Consider the following 22,985-nt stretch of genomic DNA (forward strand, 5'->3'; position numbering starts at 1 on the left):
CCCTTCTTGCCGTCTGTAAAGCAGAAAACAAGAAAGACTGCGCGAAACAGAAGCCACTGAATTTATACGGGCGGCAACCAATTGGCCCTGTCACCGCAGCCTAGGCCAAAGCTACTTGGCGGCCCATCCGCTGGGCCATTACGCTGGCCAGAATAATTTGCAGCGCGTGGTAAAGCATCAGCGGCAATAGCAGAGCCCCGGTAGCGGCAGTGGCCGGAAACAGCAGGCTGGCCATCACGCTGCCGTGCACCAACGATTTTTTAGAGCCGCAAAACAGCGCCACAATTCGGTCTTCGCGCGAAAAACCCAGCACCCGACTCAACCCCCACACCAGCCCGAAAATCACGAAGTACAGCGCTACCATGCCCAGGCCCAGCAATATTATATCGGTGGGTACGTAGCTGCGGAAAATGCCTTCGGCAAACGACTCGCAGAATGAAGTAAAGACAATGCAGAGGATGATAATTTGGTCGAAAACGCGCAGCTTTTGCTTGTGCTTGTCCGCGAAGCCTCCGAAGCGACGGTTGAGTAGCACCCCCGCCACTACGGGCAGCACCACCTGCCACGTTAGGTCGAGGGCTAGGTGCCAGAGGCGGCCGCCGCCAGTGCCGGTGTTCAGAATCAGGCTGGTCCAAATAGGAGTGAGGAAAATGCCGAGCAAGCTGCTGATGCTGGCGTTGAAGATGGCCGCGGGCAGGTTGCCACCCGCAATGCCCACCATCACCACCGACGTGGACACCGTACTAGGCAGCGTACAGAGAAAGAAGATGCTCTGCCACAGCAAATCAGCTTTTTCACTGCCGAAAAACGGCCGCACCAGCAGCGCCAGCAACGGAAACGCCACAAACGTGACAAGCTGTACTACCGTGTGCAACCGCCAGTTGCGCAGCCCAGCCTTCATCTTATCCAGGTTTAGCCGCAGGCCATAAAAGAAGAAAATCAACGCCACGCCGCCCGTCGTTACCACTTTCCAGGGGATGGGGCTGGCCTTGCTCCCCAAGTCGGGCAGCAGGTAAGCCAGTAGCACGGCCCCCGCCAAACCCAGCAGAAACCAGTCGAGCAGGCCGGTGTTGCGCAGGAAGGCTACGATACGGTTTTCGGACGTGGTAGACATAAGAATGAGCAGGGAGTGAGTAGGCAAAAAGACAAAAGAAAAGCGTCAGGCCGCAATAGCCTGACGCTTCTTGAAAATACGGTATAGGTAAGTCCGGGTTCAGGCGAACTACGCGGCTACCAGTTTACGGGGCTTCTTTTTAGCCTTATTGGTACGGTTCCACCACAGGATGGTGCCGGTAATGGGAAACGTAAAGCCCAGCACCACAATCACAAAGGCCAGCACCTTAGTAGGCCAGCCGAAAATAGCGCCGGTGTGCACTGGCTTGAACAGCCCCCGGATGCGCTGCCCCACCGGTTGCTGCCCATAGGTGGTTTGGCGCAGCACCTGACCCGAATACTGGTCGAAATACACGTCGTCGGTAGCACGCTCGGTGAGGGCATCGGGGCGGAGCATACCCACCTGAATGCTGCCGGTCGGCTCCTTGGGCACCTGCACCGAGTAGCTGACGGCCGCCGGAATCTGGCGTTGCGCGGCTTGCAAAGCGGCATCAGCCCCAAAGGTTACGCCGCCAGCAGTTGGGACAGTAGACGTGGGGGGCTCGGGCCGCTGCTTGGGCGAGTTGGTGAGGGTGTTGATGGTGTTGCCCACCCAATCAAAAGACATACCTACGCCTGTCAGGGCCATAATCAGCAGGAAGATAGACGTGTAGAACCCCAGCACGATGTGAAAATCGTGGTTGAGGCGTTTCCAGCTGCTGCCCCATTTCACTTTCAGGCGCTGCGTAAGATTCTTGCGGGCTGTGGGCCACCACAACACGATGCCGGTACCCAGAATGAACAGAAATACGATGGAGTTGATGCCCATAATGAGCTTGCCGGTGCGCCCGGCCACTAGGCCCCGGTGAATTTCCTCCATGAAGTGAAAGAACGTTTCGCGCGGGTTGATTTCGTCGATAACCGCCCCGGTGTAGGGGTTCACGAAGAGGCGCGGACCCACGTTGCGGCCTTTGCCGCCGGGACCACCTTTGCCCCCTGGTCCGCCTCTCTCGCCTTTACCACCCGCTATACCACGGGCTTCGGCCTGGTCAGGGCCGCCGCGCTGCTGACCACGGGCGTCTGCTCCAGGGGCTTCAGTCCGCTGTTCCGGCTGGCCTGCCTTGCCGCCGGGGCCGCCTTTACCGCCCTTGTCTTCGCCGGCCAGGTTCACCTCCATGGTGCGCGCAGGGTCGGAGTAGACTTTGAAGCTGCTGATTTTGCCTTTGGGCTTGGCGGTTTTTACGGCATCGGTGAGCTGGGCCAAGGATAGGCGCGACGTGGTGGCCGTCGTCACAAAGTAGCGCTCCGGGTGCCAGGCCTGTTCCAGCTCTTTTTCAAAAACCAGAATCCCACCTGTGAAACACACCACGAGAATGAGCAGCCCGGAAGCTAGCCCGAGGTACAAGTGAATGCGGCGGAAGAGGATTTTCATGCGTTACGATAGATAAAAAGACGAGTAGCAATGCATTCGGCAAGCTTGGGCAAAAACCCCGGAAGGTAACCAGGTGCAGCTGGCTCTTTCCGGGGTTTCTTCACTCACCTCATTAGTCGATGCTTGACAATAGTTGATTGATTGTTTCTGTAAGGCGTTACCAATCAATGTGCAACAATTACCAATCAGTTAAAAGCGGTAGCTGGCCGTGGCGGCAAAGTTACGGGGTGCAATGGGGTTCACGCTGTTGTCGTCGTGCAGGTTGTAGCTCAGCTCATCCAGAATGTTGGCCAGTTTTACCCGCACCGAAAACCGCTCGTAGGTGTAGCCCAGGGAGGCATCGAAGAGCGTGTAGTTGGGGATGCTGATCAGCCGGAAGGCATCGTTGGCTACAGTAAGGCGGGTATTGCGGCCAGCCAGCTTGTCGCCGACGTAGTAAGCAGTAACCCCGGCATTCAAGCCGCGCAGGAAGCTGTTGTCGCTGAACGAGTTGCTAAAGTTGTAGAACAAGCTCAGGTTAGCTGTGTGCGCAGGGTTGTAGCGCAGGCGGCTGCCGTTTTCATAGATATTGCTCTTGGTATACGCCGTGTGATTATAGCTGTAGCCCGTGATAAATGTCCAGCCCATCATTGGCTTGCTTTGCACGTCCACTTCCACACCTTTGCTGGTTACCTCACCAGCAAGCTCTTGAGCACTGGGGAAATTGGAATTGTAAGTAGGATTGAGTTGAGTTGGGTCGTTGTTAATGAACTGCTGAATAACCTGCGCCTGGTTGCTATTCACAATGCGGTAGGCCGTCACGTTAGCCGACAAAGCACCTTTAAACAAGTCGTTTTTGATACCAACTTCGAGCTGGTCGATGATAGAAGGAGGTAATGCCCCGCCCTGGTTGTTGGTGACGGTGTTGCCCTGCGGAGTGAACGAGTTGGAATAGGAGGCGAATACCGAAGTGGTTTTAATAGGCTGATACACTAGGCCCAAGCGAGGCGAAAAGGCATTGTCGTAGCGGCGGTTCTGCTGCGTTACGCGAAGGGTTTGGTCAGTAGCTGTAGGCGGAGCAAATGTGTACACGTCGCTGGGGGTTTCTTGGTAGCTCCAGCGGACACCGGCCAGCAGTTTCACTTTCTCGGAAATGCTCATCAAATCCTGCACGTAGAAGCCGGCCCGGCGAGTGTTACTTAGTGTACGGGTAGCACGGTAGAGTGCATCGAAGCCGCTTACTCGGTTGGCTGGCTGATTTAATACCCGACCCTGGTCGAACACGTTGATAGAGTCATATGCTTGTGCTGTATATGATAAAAGTTGAGTGTTGTATTGGTCGGCATCGGCACCAATCAATACTGTGTGGCTTAAGAAGCCCGTGCGAAATTGCCCTGTCAGGTCTAGCTGAGCAAGGTAGTAGTTCTCAGCGGTTTCGGTGCGGCTTAGCGTACGGCCAAAGTTGCCGTAAATCTGAGGGCGAGGGTAGACGATGTTGTTCTTGGTAACAGTGCCGTTGCGAATGGTGGAAGGGCGGTTGCCGGTGCGCTGCTCGTTGTCGTAGCGCTGGAAGGCACCCACGGCCCGAATCTGCCATTTGTCGTTGAGGCGGCTGCTGAGGGTGGCGGTGGCGCTGGTTTGCTGGGTGGCGTTGTTGGCGCCGGGTACGTTCAGGAACCGAGTTCTGGATTCCAGAATGTTGTAGTCGATGGCGCCCACGCCGAAGTCGGGGGTGCGGTTGTCGCGCAGGTAGTCGCCTTCCAGAATCAGGGTGGTTTTCGGGGTTAGCTCGAACAGCAACGACGGGTTCACATACACGCGGTTGGATTTCACCTCGTCGCGGAAGCTTTTGGCGTTTTCGTAGGTGCCGTTTAGCCGGAAAGCTACTTTCTCGCTGTTGCCAACTGCGCCGTACACGTCCACGGTTGGCTTCCATAAACCGAAGCTGCCTACCCGCAACCCCACCGAGCCGCCCTGCTCGAACTGGGGCTTCTTGGTAACCAGATTCAGCACGCCGCCGGCCGCTACGTTGCCATACAGAATGGCCGCGCTGCCTTTCAGTACTTCCATGCGCTCCAGGGAGCTAGCTTCGGGCATCACGCCGTTGTTGAACCGGACGCCATTTTTGAAGGTGTTGTTCGAGCCGTATGCAAAGCCGCGGCTGCCCAGTTCTTCCTGCGTGCCGCCGGTGGTGCTGGTTACGTACAAGCCGCTCACGTTCACCAGGGCATCGGAAAGGCGCAACACCTGCTGCTGCTCCAGTACCTCCCGCTCCACGGTTACGGCGCTTTGCGGCAAATCAAGCGTAGCAACGGGCATCTTGCCCACGCTCACTGCCCGCTGGTTCAGCGACTTAGCGCTCGTTACGGTTACCTCCGCCAGGTTCTGGTTGCTAACGGCCAGCGCGAAGGTGGGCACCGTGGTGATTTCGCCGCCGGTTACGGTTACAGGTATTTCCTGCGTCACGTAGCCGATGCTGCTCACTACTAGCTCATAAGAACCCGACTGGGCCGTGAGCCGGAAGCTACCGTCGGCGGTGGTGGTGGCGCCATAGGAGGTGCCCTTCAAAGCTACTGAAACTCCTTCCACTGGCTTGCCAGCGGCATCCTTTACCTGGCCGGTCAGCCAGCCGCGCTTCGCTACATCATCGGCGCCAGTTGCAGCAAGCACAAAGGATGAACCAGCTAGTACGGGTACTGGTGCAGCTTGTAGAAAGCTGCTTATAGGTAGCGAAAGAAGTAGGAGTAGAGAAGGTCGGGGCATAAACCGAAGCACTTGGCTTGTTTAGACTGATTAAAAACAATGCAAAGCACGCTTCTATTTAGAAGAATTCAAAACAGCAGGTTAATTAAATTTAATCTGAATAAGGATTATGCTCTAAAGCACAAGAGGTCTGAAGCATACGCTCCAGACCTCTTGTGCTCTTTTCAATGTAGCGCTGCTCTATACAGCCTGTGCTAGCATTTGCGCCACCGGATTCAGCTCAAATACCTCGGCCAGCAGTTCGTAAGACCGTAGCCGGTCCTGAAAGTCATAGGTGATGGTGACGGCCGTTACTTCGTCCACGCCATAGTCAGCAGCCAGTTTTTCCAGCTGCTCGCGCACCTGCTCGGGAGTACCGGAAACCATGCGGGTGCGGTGGTAGTCGAGGCGGGCAAGTAGGTCGGGCTCTAAGTGCTGCTGGTAGCGAAGTACAGCGTCGGTGGGGCCCATTGGAGTTCGGTCGCCGGTTTCCAGCTTCAGCATCTGCAAGGCTAGTGCATCGGCTAATTCCGTAGCCTTGGCCTGGGTATCGGCGCAAAGCACGAAAATGGCCACGTTGGCTTGCGGCGCGGCTAGCTCCGGCGAGGGTTTGAACCGCTCTTTGTAGAGTTTCACCATGGCCGGGCCATTGTTGGGGTTGATGAAATGAGCAAACGAAAACGCCGCCCCCACATGCGCTGCAAACAAGCCGCTCTGCCCGCTCGAACTTAATAGCCACAGCTCCGGCACGGTATCTACAAACGGGGCCGCCTTCACCTTGGCATGAATGGTATCGGGTACCACGTCGTCGCGCAGGAAGGCGCGCAAATCCATGAGTTGCTCGGCAAAGTCTTCGTCGCGAAAGGCGTTGTGCGGATTGAGGGCGTGGGCCGTAATCCGGTCGGTGCCGGGGGCGCGGCCAATGCCCAGGTCGATGCGGCCGGGGTAGAGGGCTTCGAGCAGGCGGAAGTTCTCCGCCACTTTCAGGGCCGAGTAGTGCGGCAGCATCACGCCGCCCGAGCCCAGCCGAATGCGGGTGGTTTCGGCGCCCAGCCGGGCCAGCAGCACTTCCGGTGCGGAGCCGGCCAGGGTGCCGGTGTTGTGGTGTTCTGAAACCCAGTAGCGGGTATAGCCCAGCCGGTCGGCCAAACGGGCAAGTTCTATGGTTTCATGTAGGGCCTGCCGGGCCGAGCCGCCCTGCCGTATCGGCGACTGGTCGAGGACGCTCAGGTGCAATCTATTAGTAGTGGACATGATGCCAGAGGTTAAGCCAGTGAATACCGTAACCGAATGGTGCACGGTAACTGCTACAACAGCATAAGCTGAAAAGTGGTTTGCTGGCCTCGCTACAGCGGCTCTTAGGCTACTCGTTACGCCCTGTCATTCATTCCCCGGTTCGAAATGAAGCCCTGCCTGACAAAATAAAACCCCGGTAGACATCAGCCCACCGGGGTTTCAATTAGCGTTGAATAACGCCGTTCAACTAGTCAACATAGCTAGCCTAGTGCTGAATTAGAACCTTCTTGGTGAAGGAGCCGGCATCGGAGCGCAGCTGCACGATGTACAGGCCGGCAGGCAGGCTGGCCGTGTTCAGGTGCAAGCCCTGCTGCAACTCGGTGGAGCGCACGGCTTGGGTTTGCACGGTTTTGCCCAGCACCGTCAGCACCGTTACCTGCACCGGCGACTTGCTGCTGACCGGCAGACGTACGGTCAGGTCGTTGCTGGCGGGGTTGGGGTAGAGGTCCAGCAGCTGGTCGCGCTCCTGTTGGGGCTGGTTGGCCAGTACGCGGGTCGGAATCAGGTAGCCGGCTACTTGGTCGGTGAGGCTGTTGCTGGAACCCTGCTCGGCATCAATGCCCATGCCGCGGCGAGCAAACACCTGCCAGATCATGTAGGTGTTGGCTTTGTTGTTGTAGATGGAGTCTGCACGCAGAATGGCGTCGCGACCATCAAGGAAGCCAGGCCGGCAGGTCTGAAGCTTCAGGCCATCCAGCACCAGTTTCAGCGCGATATTGTTGCCGCCGGTGGCGGCTTTCAGGTTGCGGTTGTAGCCGTAGCGGTCCACTAGTTTCCAGTTCAAATCCCAGAGCGTAGCGGCCCACACCGAGCCCACGGCGTGCACGGCCGTGTAAGGCGCTACGCCAATCATAGCGTAGGTTTGGTTGTTGATGGCAAAATCGGTCGAGTAGCGTTGCGGACGGATGCCATAGCCATCAATGGCGGCACCGGTTACGTAGTTGCCGATGCCCCGGGGCGTGAACCCCTGGTCGCCGGGCTTGGTGGTCATCCACAAGCCGAAAAAGTCGCTCCAGCCTTCGCCCATTTGTTCGGCGTTGTTGAGGCAGTTGGCCACGGCGGGCCCGCCGGTGAGGCGGTTACTGATGCCGTGCCCGTATTCGTGCGCAATTACTCCGTTGTCGAAATCACCGTCGCGGATAATGCCGTTTACGCTCACTGTAACCGTAACGCCCGAGGTCAGAGCTCCCCTGATTTTATCGCCATCGGCTTTGGAAATAGCCACCGATGGGATGCGAATCCCTACGGTATCAGTGGCACCGCCATAGTTGGCAATAGCAGTATTGGGAATGCTGTCTGAAATCAGTACCAACCGGGCGCCGGCGTTTTGCGCATTCCGGATTTTAGTGGGTGTAGAGCAAGTGCCCCCCCGATAGACCAAGGCAATATTGCCATTGATGGCCGCCGCATTCAGCAACGGATTACACGCCCGCGGCGGGTTGGCAGAGCCATCGTTGGCTAGCACTACATTGCCCCTGATAGGGCCCGCCGCAGTAAGCGTGCGGCCGTACGCGGTGCCGCGCATCTGCAAGGGGCCGGCAATGGTAGCCGGCGCCGTGATGCTGCCTACCCCGCCGGGCCACAGATACATTTGCATGCGGGGCCGTGCACCGTCTGCGGGCGTCGAGAAGTTGGCATTGTTAACGCCGCCGCCATCCTGGGCTTCGGCGCGCACATCGTCGTTGCCGAGGCCGGTGTTGGAGTAGTTCTTTACCTGGAAGTTGCCGCTCACTTCGTTGAAGCCTTTATAGGCCATTACGTCGTGCATGAGGTTGTTCCAGTAGAACAGGTTGGTAATGGCCGCGTCCTGATAAACCTGGGGCGCCGCCGTTTGGTCGAACGGAAAGTCGAAGCTCAGGTCGGGGCCACCGTCGGGGCTGTAGCCGATGGGGTTGCCGTTGCGGCTGGCGCGGTCCTCGTAGGCATGCACATTGTTGCCGCGGGTGATAGTAAATTCCGCTCCGGCCACGCCGTTGGTATCGTGCCAGCCAAAGGGCGAGTAAATAGCATCAGCGGGATTCACTACCAGTTGCCGGTTCCCATAAATAGGGCTCTCAACGGTAATAGGGTACACGTTGTAGCTGTTGGGTACGGACGTGGTGCCGGCAGGGGTAGCCTGCGACTGAGGCCAAGCCGGCGACGATAAGGCACGGTGCGTTAGTTCCTGAAAATCGACAGGCTCAGGAACAGTGAGGTCATCTTTGTCCACTAGCTGGCCGGTGCGGGCATCAACGCGCACGTTCCAGTAATGGTCGCCGGCTTTGGGCGCAATGGTTACGTCCCAGACCAGCACCAACTCGCCGCTGGGGCGGGCTTGGTACATGAGCTTAACTGGAATTGGGTCCAGTGAAATGCCCCCTTCCGAGAAAGTGAGGCCCTCCGCAGGTGTGCCGTCCTTCACTACGTTGAGGCTGCCAGGAGCAGGCAGATTCAGGACGCGGGCGGCGGCAGCTACGGCCTGCACAGGCGTCAAGGTAGGCGTGGTAGCGGCAGCCCGACCAGCATTGGCCACGTTAGCAATGAAGGCGCTGTGTAAGCTGACCACCTTCTGGTTGCGGTCCAGATGCAGGTCGGATTCGGTGCCGTACACTTCCAGGCCCTGGTAGCGCTGCCGCAGATACACGTGCGTCACGCCGGCATCGGCATCGGTATAGGAGTTGGTAACGGCCGGATTCAGCACGTCGGCTTCCGTGAGGCCGAGCTTCGAGGAACGGCTGCTCAACTGCTGCAACGCCGTGCTGAGCGGGGTAGTTTGGGCCGCTGCCAGGCCGGGCAGAGCCAGCAGGGCAGCCACAAGTAAAGGACGACAAATAGTGGGCGTAAAAGATGTTTTCATAGAAGGTAGTAGGATGAAAAGAGTGGATTAGCTGCTGTCAGGCAGCCACTCTCTAAACCTACTGCTTCACCATTATAAACAATCAAAGAGCTAAATTTATCCCCTAATTATGTATATAGGTTATTTGCAATAAATTGACTATATTTTAATAAAAAGCCTTGTAATTTATCATAAGTTTAATATAATGATAAATAGTACATAAAATAAGCAAAGTACAACAATGAATTACGACTGTTTTTAGGTGGCTGATATCTAGTATAAGTACTGTTGAGCTAGTGCGGATTATTGGCAGCCAACAAACCAATGCTGGCAGCTAGCCCATTCCAGTCCGCCGACGTAAGTATTCGCTCAGTTGCCGTTACTAACAGAGAGAATAGTAACAGGCTACTCCACTGGGGGCGTGCCCTCGTTGCTTTTGCGCAAGGGCAACTCCGGCACGAACAGCGTGATGAGGAGGCCGCCGGCTACTAGGAAGATGTTGAGGAAGTAGATACGCGAAATGGCCTTCGAAAAGGCGGCTTTAAGTTCGGGAGTGACTTGGCTGGATGCCGCCGGTATGGCCGGACCCTCTGCCACAACGGGCGGCGCGGCATCGCCAGATACTGCCGCCGCTGGTAAGCTGCCCGCCAGCGTGAGGGTAAGAACGGTGCCCAGAACGGAAGCCGTAATAGCACCGCCAATCTGCCGGAAAAACTGGCTGGCCGAGGTAGCCTGGCCCATCAGGTGCGGCTCGATGGCGTTCTGGATGGCTAGTGTATAGAGCGGCATAGTAGGCCCCAAACCCAGACCGCACAGCAGTAAATACGACAGCACCTGCCCGTAACTAACGGTTACAGGCATGGTGGCCAACAACGACAGCCCACCTAGTAACACCACCAGCCCGCCTAGCATCCAGCGCTTGTAGTGCCCGAAGCGCGACACCATCTGGCCCGCCAGCAACGAGCCCGTTACCACCCCCATCGACAGCGGAATCAGGCTGATGCCGGCTTTAGTAGCCGTGGTGCCTAGTACGTTCACCATGAACAGCGGCTCGAAGATGATAATGCCTAGAAACGCCCCGCCCAGCAGAAACAGCGCCGCATTGGCCGACCGGAAAACCGGGTTGCCAAACAAGCTGAAATCCAGAATTGGGTTGTCGGAACGCAGGCTGCGACGCACGAACAGTACCAGTGCTACCACCGCTACGGCCAGTAGGCCCAGCGTAACCGGCGAGGTCCAGCCGTACTCGGCTTTGTTGAGCTGCAAGCCCACCACCAGCGGAATCAAACCTAGTAGCAGCAGCACAATGGATAGTACATCGAGTGGCTTGGGCGTGGTGCGGGGCCGGAGGGCAGGCATCTGGGTGACAATAAACCAAAGCGCCAGCAGTCCTAATGGTAGGTTCACATAAAACACCAGCCGCCAGCCCGCCACCCCCGGAATCAGGTTGGTGCCCTGGTCGGTGAGGAAGCCCCCCAGGAACGGCCCCAGCACCGACGACGTGCCAAATACTGCTCCTACAAAACCCTGGTATTTGCCCCGCTCGGCGGGCGGAAACAAGTCGGCAATGATGATAAAGGCCATGGCAAACAGGCCCGCGCCGCCAAAGCCCTGCACCGCCCGAAACACAATCAGCTGGGTCATACCGTCGCCGAGCAAGGGCAGAGGGCCAAACTCGCCGGCCAGCCCGCACAGCATCGAGCCCACCAGAAACACGCTGACGGCTACCACCTCAATCCGGCGGCGCGAGTACATATCAGCCAGCTTGCCATAAATGGGTACTAGTGCCGTGCTAGCCACCAGGTAGGCCGTAGCCACCCAGGTAAATCGGTCGAGGCCGTGCAAATCGGCTACAATGCGCGGTAGGGCTGTGCTTACAATGGTTTGGTCGAGGGAACCCAGAAACATAGCCAGCAGGATACCGGCAAACGTGAGCATCTTTTGCCGCTGGGTAAGGTTTTCAGTCATGAGCAGGGAATGAGCCTGACTGTACGCAGGTGGGAGTTGTCAGTTGTGAGTTGTCGGTTGCCGGTTACGAGTTGGCGGTAACCAAAGTATTAACACGGCTTTGACAACTGGCAACTGATAACTCGCAACTGACAACTGACAACCGATTACTTTCGCCGCTGTGATTACAGTTACTACTATTGCCGCCTTGTGTGTGGTGGCCTTTGCGGCGGGCTTTATTGATTCGATGGTGGGCGGCGGCGGCCTGATTCAGCTGCCAACCATGCTGCTGCTACTTAAGGGCGTGCCGGTGCCCACCATTTTTGGTACCGGCAAAGCCTCGTCGTTGATGGGTACGGCGGCGGCGCTGCGGCGCTATGCGGGGCAGGTACCCATGCAGTGGCGCTCCGTAGGCACGGCGGCCGTAGTAGCAGGGGGCTTTGCGTTTCTGGGGGCGCGGGTTATCAGCTTGTTTCCGCCTGAGCTGCTGCGCCCCATGGTGCTGGGGCTGCTGGTGGTTATTGCCCTTTACACATTCTGGCGCAAAGACTTAGGTAGCATTCATGCCCCGCGCCTCACCCCCCGCCGCGAAGTGTGGGTGGCCATCATCATGGGCGCCATTATCGGCTTCTACGACGGGTTTTTCGGTCCCGGCACGGGCAGCTTCTTGCTGTTCATGTTCGTGGGGCTGTTCGGCTACGACTTCCTAACGGCCTCGGCCTCAGCCAAGCTCGTAAACGTAGCCACCAACCTGGCCGGACTGGCTTATTTCGCTTACACTGGCCAAGTGCTCTGGATAGTGGCCCTGCCGATGGCCGCCAGCAACATCCTCGGCTCCACGCTGGGCGCCAACTACGCCCTCAAAAAAGGCACCGGCTTCGTCCGCATCCTGTTCCTGGTGGTTGTCAGCGGCATCATCATCAAGCTGGCCTGGGAGACGTTTCGGTGAAACGGTGAAATAGTGAGTTCTAGGCTATAAACAAACAACGCCTGTCATCCTGAGCTTGCGAAGGACCTTACCACGCCAGAGCAATCTGTTGTTACGTGATAAGGTCCTTCGCAAGCTCAGAATGACAGGCGTTTTGTAGCTACTATGAGTGTGAAGCGCTAACTCACTCCGTTACTCACCCCCCGGTAAGCCTGGAACAGGGTTGCCCTGGCTGCCTTGGGAGCTGGGGACGCCCATTTTCTCTTCGCGCTTGCGCTGGTATCTATCGAACTGGGTGGGCGTTAGCACATTTTTCAAGGTGGCCAGGCGGGCCTGCCCGATGTCGTCGATGATGGCGGCCATCTTGCGTACGTCCTGGCGGTAGGTGAGGCGGGCCGATTCCACGCCGCGCACACTCACCAGGTTGATTTGGCGCACTTTCTCTACCTGCTCCGAACTCAGAGCCAAGGCTTTCTGCATGTTGCTGGTGAGGGCGTTGGCGCGGGCTTCCACTTGCGCCTCGGGTGGGGTGACTTTCGGCGGGGCCGGCGCGGTGGTAGCCGGCAGGGTGGTCTTGGTTTTGGTAGTAGGGCCGACCGGCGTTTTCGTTTTCACCTTGGCGGTGGTGGTTTGGGCCAGCAGAAGGGTAGGGGCAGCCAGCAAAAGCAGCGCCGCCAAGAGAGGGGTTTTCATATGCAGAAAGTGAAGTAGCCGAAAATACTGCGCCTTTGCCAAGGCAAGAAAGCGAGCAGAGAAACCGGCTTGTAAATATGATGCCAATTCGTGAAAGCTGCGCGCATAACGACCAACAGACCACTTCTGGTTTCCTGCTGTCGATGTATTGCGGGCCATAAACGGAAACTTGGTTGCCACCCAACCCCAACCTCTTCCGGCCGCAACAAGTATCTAATCAGCAACTGTCTCTGCCTGTGTTGCCCGAAAGCGCGTAGGCAGTCTGGCAACTGAACATCAGCAACTTCTACTGCAATGAAAAACCGAAATAATTGGCTGGCTGTGGCCGGCGCCGGCGCCCTGCTAGCTGCCGCTACGCTCTGGAGCAACCGCCGCGGCTCCTACAACCTGGAAGGTCGCGTGGTGCTCATTACGGGCGGCTCACGTGGCCTGGGCCTGATTTTAGCCCGCCAGGCCGTGGCCGAGGGTGCCAAAGTGGCAATCTGCGCCCGCGACACCGACGAACTGGAGCGCGCCCGGCAGGAGCTAGCTAGCGGCGCCGCCGAAGTGCTGGCTCTGTCTCGCAACTTGATGGAGCCCGCCGACGTGCGTACACTGGTGGCCGAGGTGCAGGAAAAACTAGGCCCAATTGATGTGCTGGTCAACAACGCCGGCATTATCACCGGCGGCCCCCTCGACCACATGGAACTGCGTGAGTACGAAGAATCAATGGATACGCACTTCTGGGCGCCGCTACACGCCATGCAAGCTGTGCTGCCCGATATGCGCCGCCGCCGGGAAGGCCGTATCATCAACATTGCCTCGGTGGGCGGTAAGGTAGCCGTGCCTCACTTAGCTCCGTATTCGGCCAGTAAGTTTGCGTTGGTAGGCCTTTCCGAAGGCTTTCGCTCCGAGCTGTTGCAGTATGGTATTCAGGTGACTACGGTGTGCCCTGGCTTGCTGCGTACCGGTAGCCCGCGCAATGCCATCATCAAAGGGCAGCACCTCAAGGAATACGCTTGGTTCACCATTGCCGACTCATTGCCGGCCTTCACGGTCAGCGCTGAGTCGGCGGCCCGCCAGATTTGGAACGCCAGCCGCCGCGGCGACGCCGAAATCATTATAGGGCTGCCGGCCAAGCTCTTGTCGGCCTTTCATGGCTTGGCACCCGGCACCACCGCCGACCTGCTGAGCTGGGTGAATCGCACGCTGCCAGCCCCCACCGGCAAGGAAGGCGACGCCCGCCGCTACGGCCACGAAAGCGAATCGGCCGTTACCCAATCCTGGATTACCACGCTCACCCGCAAAGCCGAAAAGAAGAACAACCAAGTGTAAGCTCGTTTTTCGTTGTTGGTTTTCTGTTGTTCGTTTGCAACGCCTCCGCGTTCTGCTTTTCTTGGCAGCTCGTGGGGGCGTTTGGCTTTTGCTGCTTGGGGTGCGGACGGTAGACTTTTTGTAGCGAATAGCAAAAAGAACGTCATGCAGAGCGTAGCGAAGCATCTCGCGTGCTGATGTCGGATTACTAACCTCACATCAGCACGCGAGATGCTTCGCTCCGCTCTGCATGACGTTCTTTTTTACATTTACCGTCCACCTACCCTGGGCACCGAAAAACGAAGAACCAATAACGAAAATCCAACCGTGTCCTATCCCGTCCATCTTACGCTAGGGCCGCTTTTTCTGCCGGTGCATCTTCTGTGCGAGGTGCTGGCCTATACCCTGGGCTACCGGTACTACCAGCGCCTACGCGCCCGCACCCCCGACCCGATTTCCGATGAGCACCGTCTCTGGATTTTCGTGGGAGCCGCTGCCGGGGCCTTGCTGGGCTCCCGACTGCTGGGCTTGCTAGAACACCCCGAGCTGCTGGCGAATCCGCCCGGCGGCTGGCCGTACTATTTCACCAACAAAACCATCGTCGGAGGCTTTCTGGGTGGCCTGGTAGGGGTGGAGCTAACCAAGAAGCGCCTGGGCGTAACGGCCAGCAGTGGCGACCTGATGGTTTTTCCGTTGCTGCTGGGCCTCAGTATCGGGCGGCTCGGCTGCCACCTCAGTGGCCTCGAAGACGGTACCTTCGGCACCGCTACCACGCTACCCTGGGCCATCAACTTCGGCGACGGTATCCGACGCCACCCCACCAATCTTTACGAAATTCTGTTTCTGGCGGCGCTGGCACTGCTGCTGTGGCTCCTCGAACGGCGCCGCCCACTCCCCAATGGCCGCCGGTTTCAGCTGTTTCTGGCGGCGTACCTGCTGTTCCGGTTGCTGGTGGAATTCATCAAGCCCACGCCGCCGCTGCCGGGGCTGGGCCTCACGGCTATTCAGTGGGCTTGCGTGTTGGGGCTGGGGTATTATGTTTGGATGTGGAGCAGCACCAAAACGCAAATGATTAATTGAGTTCTGAGTTTATGGAAAACAAGGATCATTTGAGATATAATGGCTTGGCTACGGTACGCCAGTCTTACATGACAGAGTTTATTGTTGCATGTCCTAAGTGTCAACATGCAGCTTTTGTGACGCGTGACAATACCTACACGCATAGTAATGGAAAACTAAGTTGTGCTAACTGCTCACACGTGGAGCATGTTAAAAACTTAATTCGCTACCGGGTTTTAATTAAGAAATACTGTAATGATTGTGGAGTAGCAATAAATTTCACTATTCCTGAGCTGAAAGAGAAAAAAGATAGAATCAATATTGGTTGTCCAAATTGTAGTGCATTACAGGAATTTCAACCTCGTAATGAGCAATACCAAATTCAGTATAAAAGTGTGAGCAATGTGAATGACCCTATCTTCAATTTGCCCTTGTGGCTACAGATGGAAGTAAAAGGAAATCTACTTTGGGCATACAATAGGCGACACCTTCAGGATATTAAAGAGTATGTTGAAGCAAAATTGAGAGAAAGACAAACAACAAGATATACGACGATGGTTGAACGACTTCCTGGCTTCATAAAGGCTGCTAAAAATCGTGATGCTATTATCAAGGCCATTGAAAAACTAGTAAATAAATAGTCTCTATTTTCTTCTGATCCCATGCCCGAACGGCCCTATACCTACTACGATTTCACGCTGAGCCTCTGCCCGGAATGCTTGCGCCGCATTGAGGCCAAAATCGTTTTCGAAGACGGCAACGTGTACATGCTCAAGCGCTGCCCCGAGCACGGCCGCCAAAAGGTGCGCATTGCTACCGACATCGAGTATTACAAGAGCATCCGCAACTACGTGAAGCCCAGCGAAACACCGCGCCGCTTCAACATGGCTACCCACTACGGCTGCCCCTACGACTGCGGCCTCTGCACCGACCACGAGCAGCACAGTTGCCTCACGGTGGTGGAAATAACCGACCGCTGCAACCTGACCTGCCCCACCTGCTACGCCGAAAGCAGCCCCACCCACGGCCGGCACCGCACCCTGGAAGAAGTGGAAGCCATGGTGGACTTGGTGGTAGCCAACGAAGGTGAGCCCGACGTGGTGCAGATTTCCGGCGGCGAGCCCACGCTGCACCCACAGTTCTGGGAGATTCTGGATATGTGCAAGCGCAAACCCATCAAGCACCTGATGGTGAACACCAACGGCGTGCGCCTGGCCAAAGACGAAGCCTTCGTGGCGCGGCTGGCCACCTACTCGGGTGCGTTCGAGGTGTACTTGCAATTCGACTCGTTCCGCGAAAACGTGCTGCTGACCATGCGCGGCCGCGACCTGCGCGAGGTGCGCCAGCAGGCCATAACCAACCTCAACAAGTACAACCTCAGCACCACGCTGGTCGTGACCCTGCAAAAGGGCCTCAACGACGATGAAATGGGCGACATCATCGATTACGCCCTCCAGCAGCGGTGCGTACGCGGCGTAACGTTTCAGCCCACCCAGGCCGCCGGCCGCCTCGACAACTTCAACCCCGAAACCGACTCCTTCTCGCTCACCGAAGTGCGCCAGGGCATCATCGACCAAAGCCCGGTGTTCACGGCCGCCGACCTGCTGCCCGTGCCCTGCAACCCCGATGCGCTGGCTATGGCCTACGCCCTCAAGCTCGACGGCGAAGTATTCCCGCTCACCCGCTACGTAGACCCCGCCGAGCTGCTGCAAAGCGGCGGCAATACCATTGTGTATGAGCGGGACCCGCGCCTGCGCCAGCACATGCTCAAGCTATTCAGTACCGCCAACACAGTGGATACTGTAGTGCCGGAAATCAACCAGCTACTGTGCTGCCTGCCCCAGGTGTCGGCCCCCAACTTGGGCTACGACAACCTGTTCCGCATCATCATCTTGCAATTCATGGATGCCCACAATTTCGACGTGCGGGCCGTGAAGAAGTCCTGCGTGCACATTGTGAGCAAAGACCTGAAAATCATCCCCTTCGAAACTATGAACATCTTCTACCGCGACGCCGAGAAATTAGCGCGGCTAGAAGAACTGCGCGCTGAGCGGACGGGTATCGTATGAAGAGCCCGTTGGGAATAATTACAGGGATTGATCTGATACTTCTAGTAGGCTGGACAATCTATTGCCGCTCTCAGTCCCCGGTGGCCAGAAGCTTCGACGAAGCAATGCTATTTGCCATACCGATGGCTAAGGGAATAGGAGTACTACTGTTTCTGAATTCTTTGGGTGCCCTAATGGCTTCCAGAGATAAAACTCGTTTTGCATTTACGGTCAGCCTGCTTGTTGTGTCACTAATCGGGTTTGGGTTGTGCAGCTTGGCAGGATAATAATGAAGTTTCGTGCGCCCTATTCCTTCTCATGCAGAAACCACTACCGCCGCCAAGTGAGCCGCCTAAGCTGAACGGCTGTTTGCTCTTCGTTCTAGTGGTCTTGGTTATCTTGCTGATAGGCTGGAGTATGTGCGGCCAACGTTAACAAGTACTGATTGAGATTGATAACCTGCTGCCAATGGAAAAGCCCGCTCAACACATCATCCGCAACAACCTCTTGGGCCTGCTACTGGCGGCGGTAGTACTAGGGCTGCTGGCACCCGTTACCGATAGTGGCAGCATTTTTCTGTTTGCCTTCGGCTACTGTTTGCAGGCAGCCATAAATCTGATTGTCGGAGTGGTCTACTTGTTTAAGGGCTCGTCTACTAACCAGAGCGCCGCTCCTTACTTTTTAAGCGCCTTATTGGTACTGATTATCGGTTTCGGAGCGTGTAGTGGTATGTTTATGCTGGGGGGCAGCCTAGGTAGCATGCGCTAATCGGCCTCAGCCGGAGCAGGCTGGCACTTGGGGCAGTGGTAGGTGGCCCGGCCGCCTACGTAACCTTTCTCAATCAGGGTTTTGGGGTGGCGGGGGCAGAAGGTGTGGGCGTCGGTGCCGGGTGTGGCGGAGTCGTCCCACTCGCGGGCGTGAATCAGGAACGAGACGGGGAAGTTGCGGTAGGTAGCTTCCTGCTGAATAGCAGTAGTGAGCACCAATTGAATAGCCGCGTGTAGCGCCTTGAAGTCCTTGGGTAGCAGCGTGTGTGCCCGGCGCTCCGGATGGATTTTGGCCTGAAACAGCACCTCATCCACAATCCAGTTGCCAAGGCCCGCCGTAACGCCTTGGTCGAGAAGCAGCGGCTTAATCATGGATTTCTTGGTGCCCAGCACAGCTTGCAGATGTTCGGCCGTGACGTCTAGCGCGTCGGGGCCGAGCTTCTTGGCTTTCTGGTACTGCGCTACGCTTTCCACCAGCCGGATGCGCCCAAACTTGCGTGGGTCGATGAAGGCTACGCGTAGGCCGTCTTCGAGGTGGAAGGCCACGCGGGTGAAACGGGGCGCGTCGGGCTCGTCGCGGTAGGCGCCTACGTCGCCGGTCATGCCGAAGTGGAGGGCCAGCACCTGGCCATTGTCGAGTTCCAGAAAGCAGTTTTTGCCGAGGCGGCGGGTGCTGGTTACGCGCTGGCCCACCAGCGCCTTATGCAGCGTGTCTTCGTCGGTGACAAGAACTTTGGCGTCTTTTACTTCAAAGGCCGTAATCGTCTGGTGCAGAATAACATCGTTGAGGAAGCGACGGTAGGTTTCAACTTCGGGTAGCTCGGGCACGGGCAGGAGGCAGTAGGTACAATACAGTTCAGCTCTTCAACAGCTATAGGGCCCGTAGAGTTGCAGTGAAATGCAGGGTGCTACGGCAATGAGCGGTATTTTACACCGTCAGTCGGCCTTCCACCACTACCACGCCCGTGCCACCAATGCGCACAAACTCAATGGCCTCACGTGGGCCAGCTACGTGCACTGCCACGGCGCCCGGCCGGCCCAGCCAGTGACCCTGCTCGGCTATGAAATCGGGCTGAGCGAGGTAGGCGTAGCGCCACAGGTACGCCGCCATACCGCCGGTAGCCGAACCCGTAACGGGGTCTTCTGTAATATCAGGAGGCGTGCCAAAATGCCGGGCGAAGGTGTGGCCAATAGGTGTAGCGCCTCCCAAACAGAAAAGGTGCGGGCTAAAAAAATCGGAAGTGGCGCGGTAGCGGGCATAGGCGGTTGGCTCGGGTGGGGTAGCCCGGCGTAGAGCTTCCTGGTCGCGCAAAAGCAGCATCAGCTGCGGAGTGCCGGTGCTCACAGTTTGGATAGGGGCACCGGGCATTACGTCGTCGGGGGTGAGGTTAAACAAGGGCGCTACCACAGCAGGGTCGTGTATCTGCCCAAACACGGGTTGACGCTGGGTCATGAGCACCTGCGGCAGCCCGTCCGGCGCGCTTGGCGCATCCACGTCAATCCGAATGGGACCATCGCGCAAGGCCAGGTGCAGGGTGGTCCGGGGTTCGGTAAGCGGCAAACGCCCCGTATGAATCAGAGCCGTGACGGTGGCAATGGTAGGGTGCCCGGCCAGCGGAATTTCCTCGGCCGGCGTGAAGTAGCGCACCCCAAACTCCACCTCGGCGGAACTGCTCACAAAGGCTGTTTCCGACTGGTTGAACTCGCGTGCCAGTTGCTGCATCTGCGTGTCAGTTAGCGTGTCGGCATCAAGCACTACCGCGCACGGGTTGCCGCCCAACGCAGTTTCAGTGAAAGCGTCAACCAGTAGAAAAGGAAAAGTAGCCATGCCAAAAAGAGGTAGTTCAGAGCAAAGATACCCCGCAGCTCACCACTTGCTGGCTTGCAACAAGCTCAATAAAAAAGCCACTTCCTATACAGGAAGCGGCTTTTTGGTATGTGAAGACAGATTACGATGGGTCGGAGAGCTTGGCTACTTGGCGGCCGTAGCTGTCGAATATGTCGCCATCGGCATCGATAACTAAGCGGTTGTTCTGGTCGTCAACCAGGAAATAGGGGAAATCCTCGTTGTTGGAGCGGGTGATACGGCCCACCACTTCGGCCGTGTGCTCGTTATGGTCCAGGCGAATGACACTGAGGCGGTTGGTGAGGTAAAACGGCTGATTCGGCTTGCTACGGAAGGTGATTTTGCCCACCAAACTCATTTGCCCATTGCTGGCCATAATCACCGGGGCCCCGGCTCCGGTAGTGGCACGGCTGGGGGCCGCTACGGCGGGGCGGGCTGCTACAATAGCTGGCGCGGCCGAAGGAGCCGTAGCGCGGTTGCTGGCTACAATCTGCTGGCTGGCCCGCTGCCACCCTTCGCTGATAGCCTTTAAGCGGGTGCTGCGGCCGGGGTGCGTAGGCGAAGCCTGCTCATCGGAAACGACGGCCATACCAGCTTGCGCCTGCGCCAAACTAGCGCCCATTTTGCGCAGCACAAAACCCGAAAACTCGTCGGCTTCCAGCTCATCGGTGGGGTTGGAGCCGCCGGCTTTCAGGGTGTGGCCGTTGAGGTGGTGTCCCATTTCGTGGGCCAGAATGCTGATGCCCGCCCAGTCGGTACGGCCGGCGCGGTTCACCTCGGCCACGAAGCTGGGGTTATAAAGCAAGAAGCGTTTGCCGCTGTACACCACAGCAGCAGCATTTTGCACCGAGGTAGTGGCTTGCAGCTCGAAACGAGGCTTGAGGCCGACTACATCGGTGATTTCGCGCAGTACGTCGCGCTGTGTAGCAGAAGAAGATTGAGCACTGACCGAACCGGCCAGAAGCAGCCACGCGGCCAGCAAAGAGCCGGCGAAATGGCGGAAAAACCGAGGCTGAAACGTCATGTAGGTGGCTGTGAGGTGTGATACCTGGGAATTCAGGAATCATGCCATATTAACGCAGCTAGCCAGTTTTTAGTGCCCTTGTTTTAGCTGTTAGCTGATGGCTATTAGCTCTTAGCCGACGTTCTGGAAAAGCTAACAGCTATCAGCCATTAGCTAACAGCCAAGACTGGTTGCCGTTCGCCGATTTGCTGGCGCCACATGGCGTAGTAAAGCCCTTTTTGCGCCAATAGCTCGTCGTGGCGACCCTGCTCGGCAATGTGGCCGCGCTCCAGTACGAATATTTTATCGGCATGCAGCACGGTGCTTAGGCGGTGCGCAATGAGGATGGTGATGTGCTGGCGCGAGCCGGAAAGCTCCCGCACCGTCTGGCTGATTTCTTCCTCGGTAAGAGAGTCCAGCGCCGATGTAGCTTCATCGAACACTAGCAACGTGGGATGGCGCAACAAGGCTCGGGCAATGCTCAAACGCTGTTTTTCACCGCCCGACACCTTCACGCCGCCTTCGCCAATCACCGTATCCAAGCCCTGGGGGGCGCGGGCTAGTAGGGAGTCGGCGGCTGCTTGGCGCAGGGCTTGCAGGCACTGCTCGTCGGTAGCGTTGGGAGCCACAAAACGCAGGTTCTCGCGAATGGTGCCCGCAAACAGCTGAGTGTCCTGAGTGACAAAGCCGATTTGCTCACGCAGGGTGTCCAAGTCGATGTCAGTACCCGAAATGCTGTTGTAGAGAATCTGGCCAGTGGCAGGCGGATAGAGGCCCACCAGTAGCTTCACCAGCGTAGTTTTGCCCGAGCCCGACGGCCCCACGAAGGCAATGGTTTCGCCCAGCTTGGTATCGAAGGTGATGCCATCCAAAGCAGCGCTACTGGCCGATAGGTGTTTGAAATGCACGTCGGCAAAGGCCAGGGTTTCAATCTGCCGGATCACCTGCGGATGCGCAGGCTTCACTTCCTTGGGCGTGTCGAGAATCTGCTGGTAGTTGGCCAACGAAGCCTCGGTTTCGCGGTACACGTTGATGATGGTACCCATTTCCTGCAACGGCCCGAAAATGGCGAACGAGTAGATAAAGAACGAGAAGAACTCGCCGACGCTGATAATGCGCTGCACCACCAGAAACAGCAGCATCATCAGGATAATGTTGCGCATCAGGTTGACAAAGGTGCCCTGCACAAACGACAGGGAGCGGAGGTAGCGCACCTTTTTCAGTTCCAGCTTCAGAATCTTGTTGGTGGTGGTGTTCAGGCGCTTGGTTTCCTGTTGGGCCAGCCCGAGGCTCTTAATTAGCTCGATGTTGCGCAAACTTTCGGTGGTAGAGCCGGCCAGCGCCGTGGTTTCGGCCACAATCGTCTTCTGAATCACCTTGATGCGCTTGCTCAAAAACAAGCTCAGCGTACCCAGAATCGGGATGGTGAGGAAGTATACTACCGCAATGGGCCAGTACACGCTGATGGCGTACCAGGTCACGAAGATGATACCCACCAAGGAAATAAACAGGATATTTACGAAGCTCTGAATCAGCTTTTCCACGTCGGTGCGCACCTTCTGGAGCTTGCCCAGCGTTTCGCCGGAACGCTGATCCTCAAACACCTGATACGGTAGTTCCAGGGAGTGCCGCAGCCCATCGGAGTAGAGCTGCGCGCCCAGCCGCTGGGTGATGACGTTGGTGTAGTAGTCCTGGAAATTTTTGGCAATGCGCGACACCATGGCCACGCCTAGCGCTTGCAAAATGAGGAGGCCGGCGCCGCCGGTAATGAACTGCCAGAACGTGGGGTGCTGAGCCTCGCGCACCGCTGGCGTCACGAACTGGTCGATGATTTTGCGCAGGATGTAGGGGTCGAGCAGGGAAAAAATCTGGTTGATGGCAGCCAGTAGCAGCGCCAGTACCAGCAGGCCCCAATAGTGGCGCAGGTAGCTATAGAGTAGCTTCATGATAGGAGAGAGGTTCGTACAGAAAGCGCGGAGTGCGCCGTAAAGTTTTCACTATGACACGCCCCCTGTTTACCACTAAGGTCAGCCGAAAACTAAATC

17 protein-coding genes are annotated in these 22,985 nt (G+C 57.2%); 6 read left to right on the forward strand and 11 right to left on the reverse strand.

The genetic code is table 11. The features are described 5' to 3' along the window. Positions 1–100: 100 nt before the first annotated feature. The 6 genes from G536_RS0116175 to G536_RS0116200 all read right to left on the reverse strand — a co-directional run bounded on the left by G536_RS0116175 (position 101) and on the right by G536_RS0116200 (position 11,324). Positions 101–1,114, reverse strand: coding sequence for a bile acid:sodium symporter family protein (locus G536_RS0116175; RefSeq protein WP_022824649.1), 1,014 nt, complete (start codon positions 1,112–1,114; stop codon positions 101–103). A gap of 108 nt (positions 1,115–1,222) precedes the next feature. Beyond that, positions 1,223–2,524: a PepSY-associated TM helix domain-containing protein gene (locus G536_RS0116180; protein WP_022824650.1), complete on the reverse strand. Its 1,302-nt coding sequence runs from the start codon at positions 2,522–2,524 to the stop codon at positions 1,223–1,225. A 189-nt stretch (positions 2,525–2,713) separates the two neighbouring features. Further along, positions 2,714–5,173, reverse strand: coding sequence for a TonB-dependent receptor (locus tag G536_RS0116185; RefSeq protein ID WP_022824651.1), 2,460 nt, complete (start codon positions 5,171–5,173; stop codon positions 2,714–2,716). A 273-nt stretch (positions 5,174–5,446) separates the two neighbouring features. Continuing rightward, positions 5,447–6,499, reverse strand: a complete 1,053-nt coding sequence (locus tag G536_RS0116190; protein ID WP_033370448.1) for an LLM class flavin-dependent oxidoreductase — start codon at positions 6,497–6,499, stop codon at positions 5,447–5,449. Positions 6,500–6,746: 247 nt separating this feature from the next. Then, entirely contained in the window at positions 6,747–9,377 is a 2,631-nt protein-coding gene (locus G536_RS28315; protein ID WP_084708661.1) for a T9SS-dependent M36 family metallopeptidase, read from the reverse strand. 384 nt (positions 9,378–9,761) lie between these two features. Beyond that, on the reverse strand, positions 9,762–11,324 hold the full coding sequence (locus G536_RS0116200; RefSeq protein ID WP_022824654.1) for an MDR family MFS transporter: 1,563 nt from the start codon (positions 11,322–11,324) through the stop codon (positions 9,762–9,764). A gap of 160 nt (positions 11,325–11,484) precedes the next feature. On the opposite strand from G536_RS0116200, the gene G536_RS30015 reads away from it, so the two are divergent. Further along, a complete protein-coding gene (locus tag G536_RS30015) occupies positions 11,485–12,252 on the forward strand; it encodes a sulfite exporter TauE/SafE family protein (RefSeq protein ID WP_022824655.1) in 768 nt (255 codons plus the stop codon). A gap of 171 nt (positions 12,253–12,423) precedes the next feature. On the opposite strand, the gene G536_RS30795 is transcribed toward G536_RS30015, so the two are convergent. Further along, positions 12,424–12,924, reverse strand: coding sequence for a hypothetical protein (locus G536_RS30795; RefSeq protein ID WP_022824656.1), 501 nt, complete (start codon positions 12,922–12,924; stop codon positions 12,424–12,426). Between the two features lie 294 nt (positions 12,925–13,218). On the opposite strand from G536_RS30795, the gene G536_RS0116215 reads away from it, so the two are divergent. The 5 genes from G536_RS0116215 to G536_RS0116240 all read left to right on the forward strand — a co-directional run bounded on the left by G536_RS0116215 (position 13,219) and on the right by G536_RS0116240 (position 18,092). Beyond that, entirely contained in the window at positions 13,219–14,238 is a 1,020-nt protein-coding gene (locus G536_RS0116215) for an SDR family NAD(P)-dependent oxidoreductase (protein WP_022824657.1), read from the forward strand. A 306-nt stretch (positions 14,239–14,544) separates the two neighbouring features. Next, the gene (locus tag G536_RS0116220) at positions 14,545–15,297 is read left to right on the forward strand and encodes a prolipoprotein diacylglyceryl transferase family protein (protein ID WP_026880276.1); all 753 of its coding nucleotides are present in this window, start codon (positions 14,545–14,547) and stop codon (positions 15,295–15,297) included. Positions 15,298–15,308: 11 nt separating this feature from the next. Beyond that, positions 15,309–15,917 (forward strand): hypothetical protein, encoded by a 609-nt coding sequence (locus G536_RS28325; RefSeq protein WP_157530689.1) that lies wholly within the window; start codon positions 15,309–15,311, stop codon positions 15,915–15,917. Positions 15,918–15,938: 21 nt separating this feature from the next. Continuing rightward, entirely contained in the window at positions 15,939–17,345 is a 1,407-nt protein-coding gene (locus G536_RS0116230; RefSeq protein WP_026880277.1) for a radical SAM protein, read from the forward strand. A 447-nt stretch (positions 17,346–17,792) separates the two neighbouring features. Continuing rightward, on the forward strand, positions 17,793–18,092 hold the full coding sequence (locus tag G536_RS0116240; RefSeq protein ID WP_022824660.1) for a hypothetical protein: 300 nt from the start codon (positions 17,793–17,795) through the stop codon (positions 18,090–18,092). Here the strand turns inward: G536_RS0116240 and mutM are convergent. The 4 genes from mutM to G536_RS0116260 form a co-directional block, all read right to left on the reverse strand. Beyond that, positions 18,089–18,919, reverse strand: coding sequence for a DNA-formamidopyrimidine glycosylase (mutM, locus tag G536_RS0116245; protein WP_022824661.1), 831 nt, complete (start codon positions 18,917–18,919; stop codon positions 18,089–18,091). The genes G536_RS0116240 and mutM overlap by 4 nt on opposite strands. Positions 18,920–19,019: 100 nt before the next feature. Next, the gene (locus G536_RS0116250) at positions 19,020–19,919 is read right to left on the reverse strand and encodes a PhzF family phenazine biosynthesis protein (protein WP_022824662.1); all 900 of its coding nucleotides are present in this window, start codon (positions 19,917–19,919) and stop codon (positions 19,020–19,022) included. Positions 19,920–20,040: 121 nt separating this feature from the next. Next, positions 20,041–20,961: a M48 family metalloprotease gene (locus G536_RS28330; RefSeq protein ID WP_022824663.1), complete on the reverse strand. Its 921-nt coding sequence runs from the start codon at positions 20,959–20,961 to the stop codon at positions 20,041–20,043. Between the two features lie 149 nt (positions 20,962–21,110). After that, the gene (locus tag G536_RS0116260) at positions 21,111–22,886 is read right to left on the reverse strand and encodes an ABC transporter ATP-binding protein (protein WP_022824664.1); all 1,776 of its coding nucleotides are present in this window, start codon (positions 22,884–22,886) and stop codon (positions 21,111–21,113) included. Positions 22,887–22,985 lie beyond the last annotated feature (99 nt).

This window comes from Hymenobacter norwichensis DSM 15439, from assembly GCF_000420705.1.
GTDB classification, from domain to species: domain Bacteria; phylum Bacteroidota; class Bacteroidia; order Cytophagales; family Hymenobacteraceae; genus Hymenobacter; species Hymenobacter norwichensis.

What these genes read in the sequence shown, in the direction of transcription:
- G536_RS0116260 (WP_022824664.1), bottom strand. Translation starts at nt 22,886, where the DNA reads ATGAAGCTACTCTATAGCTACCTGCGCCACTATTGGGGCCTGCTGGTA.
- G536_RS30795 (WP_022824656.1), bottom strand. Translation starts at nt 12,924, where the DNA reads ATGAAAACCCCTCTCTTGGCGGCGCTGCTTTTGCTGGCTGCCCCTACC.
- G536_RS28315 (WP_084708661.1), bottom strand. Translation starts at nt 9,377, where the DNA reads ATGAAAACATCTTTTACGCCCACTATTTGTCGTCCTTTACTTGTGGCT.
- G536_RS28330 (WP_022824663.1), bottom strand. Translation starts at nt 20,961, where the DNA reads ATGACGTTTCAGCCTCGGTTTTTCCGCCATTTCGCCGGCTCTTTGCTG.
- G536_RS0116250 (WP_022824662.1), bottom strand. Translation starts at nt 19,919, where the DNA reads ATGGCTACTTTTCCTTTTCTACTGGTTGACGCTTTCACTGAAACTGCG.
- G536_RS28325 (WP_157530689.1), top strand. Translation starts at nt 15,309, where the DNA reads ATGGAAAACAAGGATCATTTGAGATATAATGGCTTGGCTACGGTACGC.
- G536_RS0116175 (WP_022824649.1), bottom strand. Translation starts at nt 1,114, where the DNA reads ATGTCTACCACGTCCGAAAACCGTATCGTAGCCTTCCTGCGCAACACC.
- G536_RS0116240 (WP_022824660.1), top strand. Translation starts at nt 17,793, where the DNA reads ATGGAAAAGCCCGCTCAACACATCATCCGCAACAACCTCTTGGGCCTG.
- G536_RS0116215 (WP_022824657.1), top strand. Translation starts at nt 13,219, where the DNA reads ATGAAAAACCGAAATAATTGGCTGGCTGTGGCCGGCGCCGGCGCCCTG.
- G536_RS0116190 (WP_033370448.1), bottom strand. Translation starts at nt 6,499, where the DNA reads ATGTCCACTACTAATAGATTGCACCTGAGCGTCCTCGACCAGTCGCCG.
- G536_RS0116180 (WP_022824650.1), bottom strand. Translation starts at nt 2,524, where the DNA reads ATGAAAATCCTCTTCCGCCGCATTCACTTGTACCTCGGGCTAGCTTCC.
- G536_RS0116230 (WP_026880277.1), top strand. Translation starts at nt 15,939, where the DNA reads ATGCCCGAACGGCCCTATACCTACTACGATTTCACGCTGAGCCTCTGC.
- G536_RS0116200 (WP_022824654.1), bottom strand. Translation starts at nt 11,324, where the DNA reads ATGACTGAAAACCTTACCCAGCGGCAAAAGATGCTCACGTTTGCCGGT.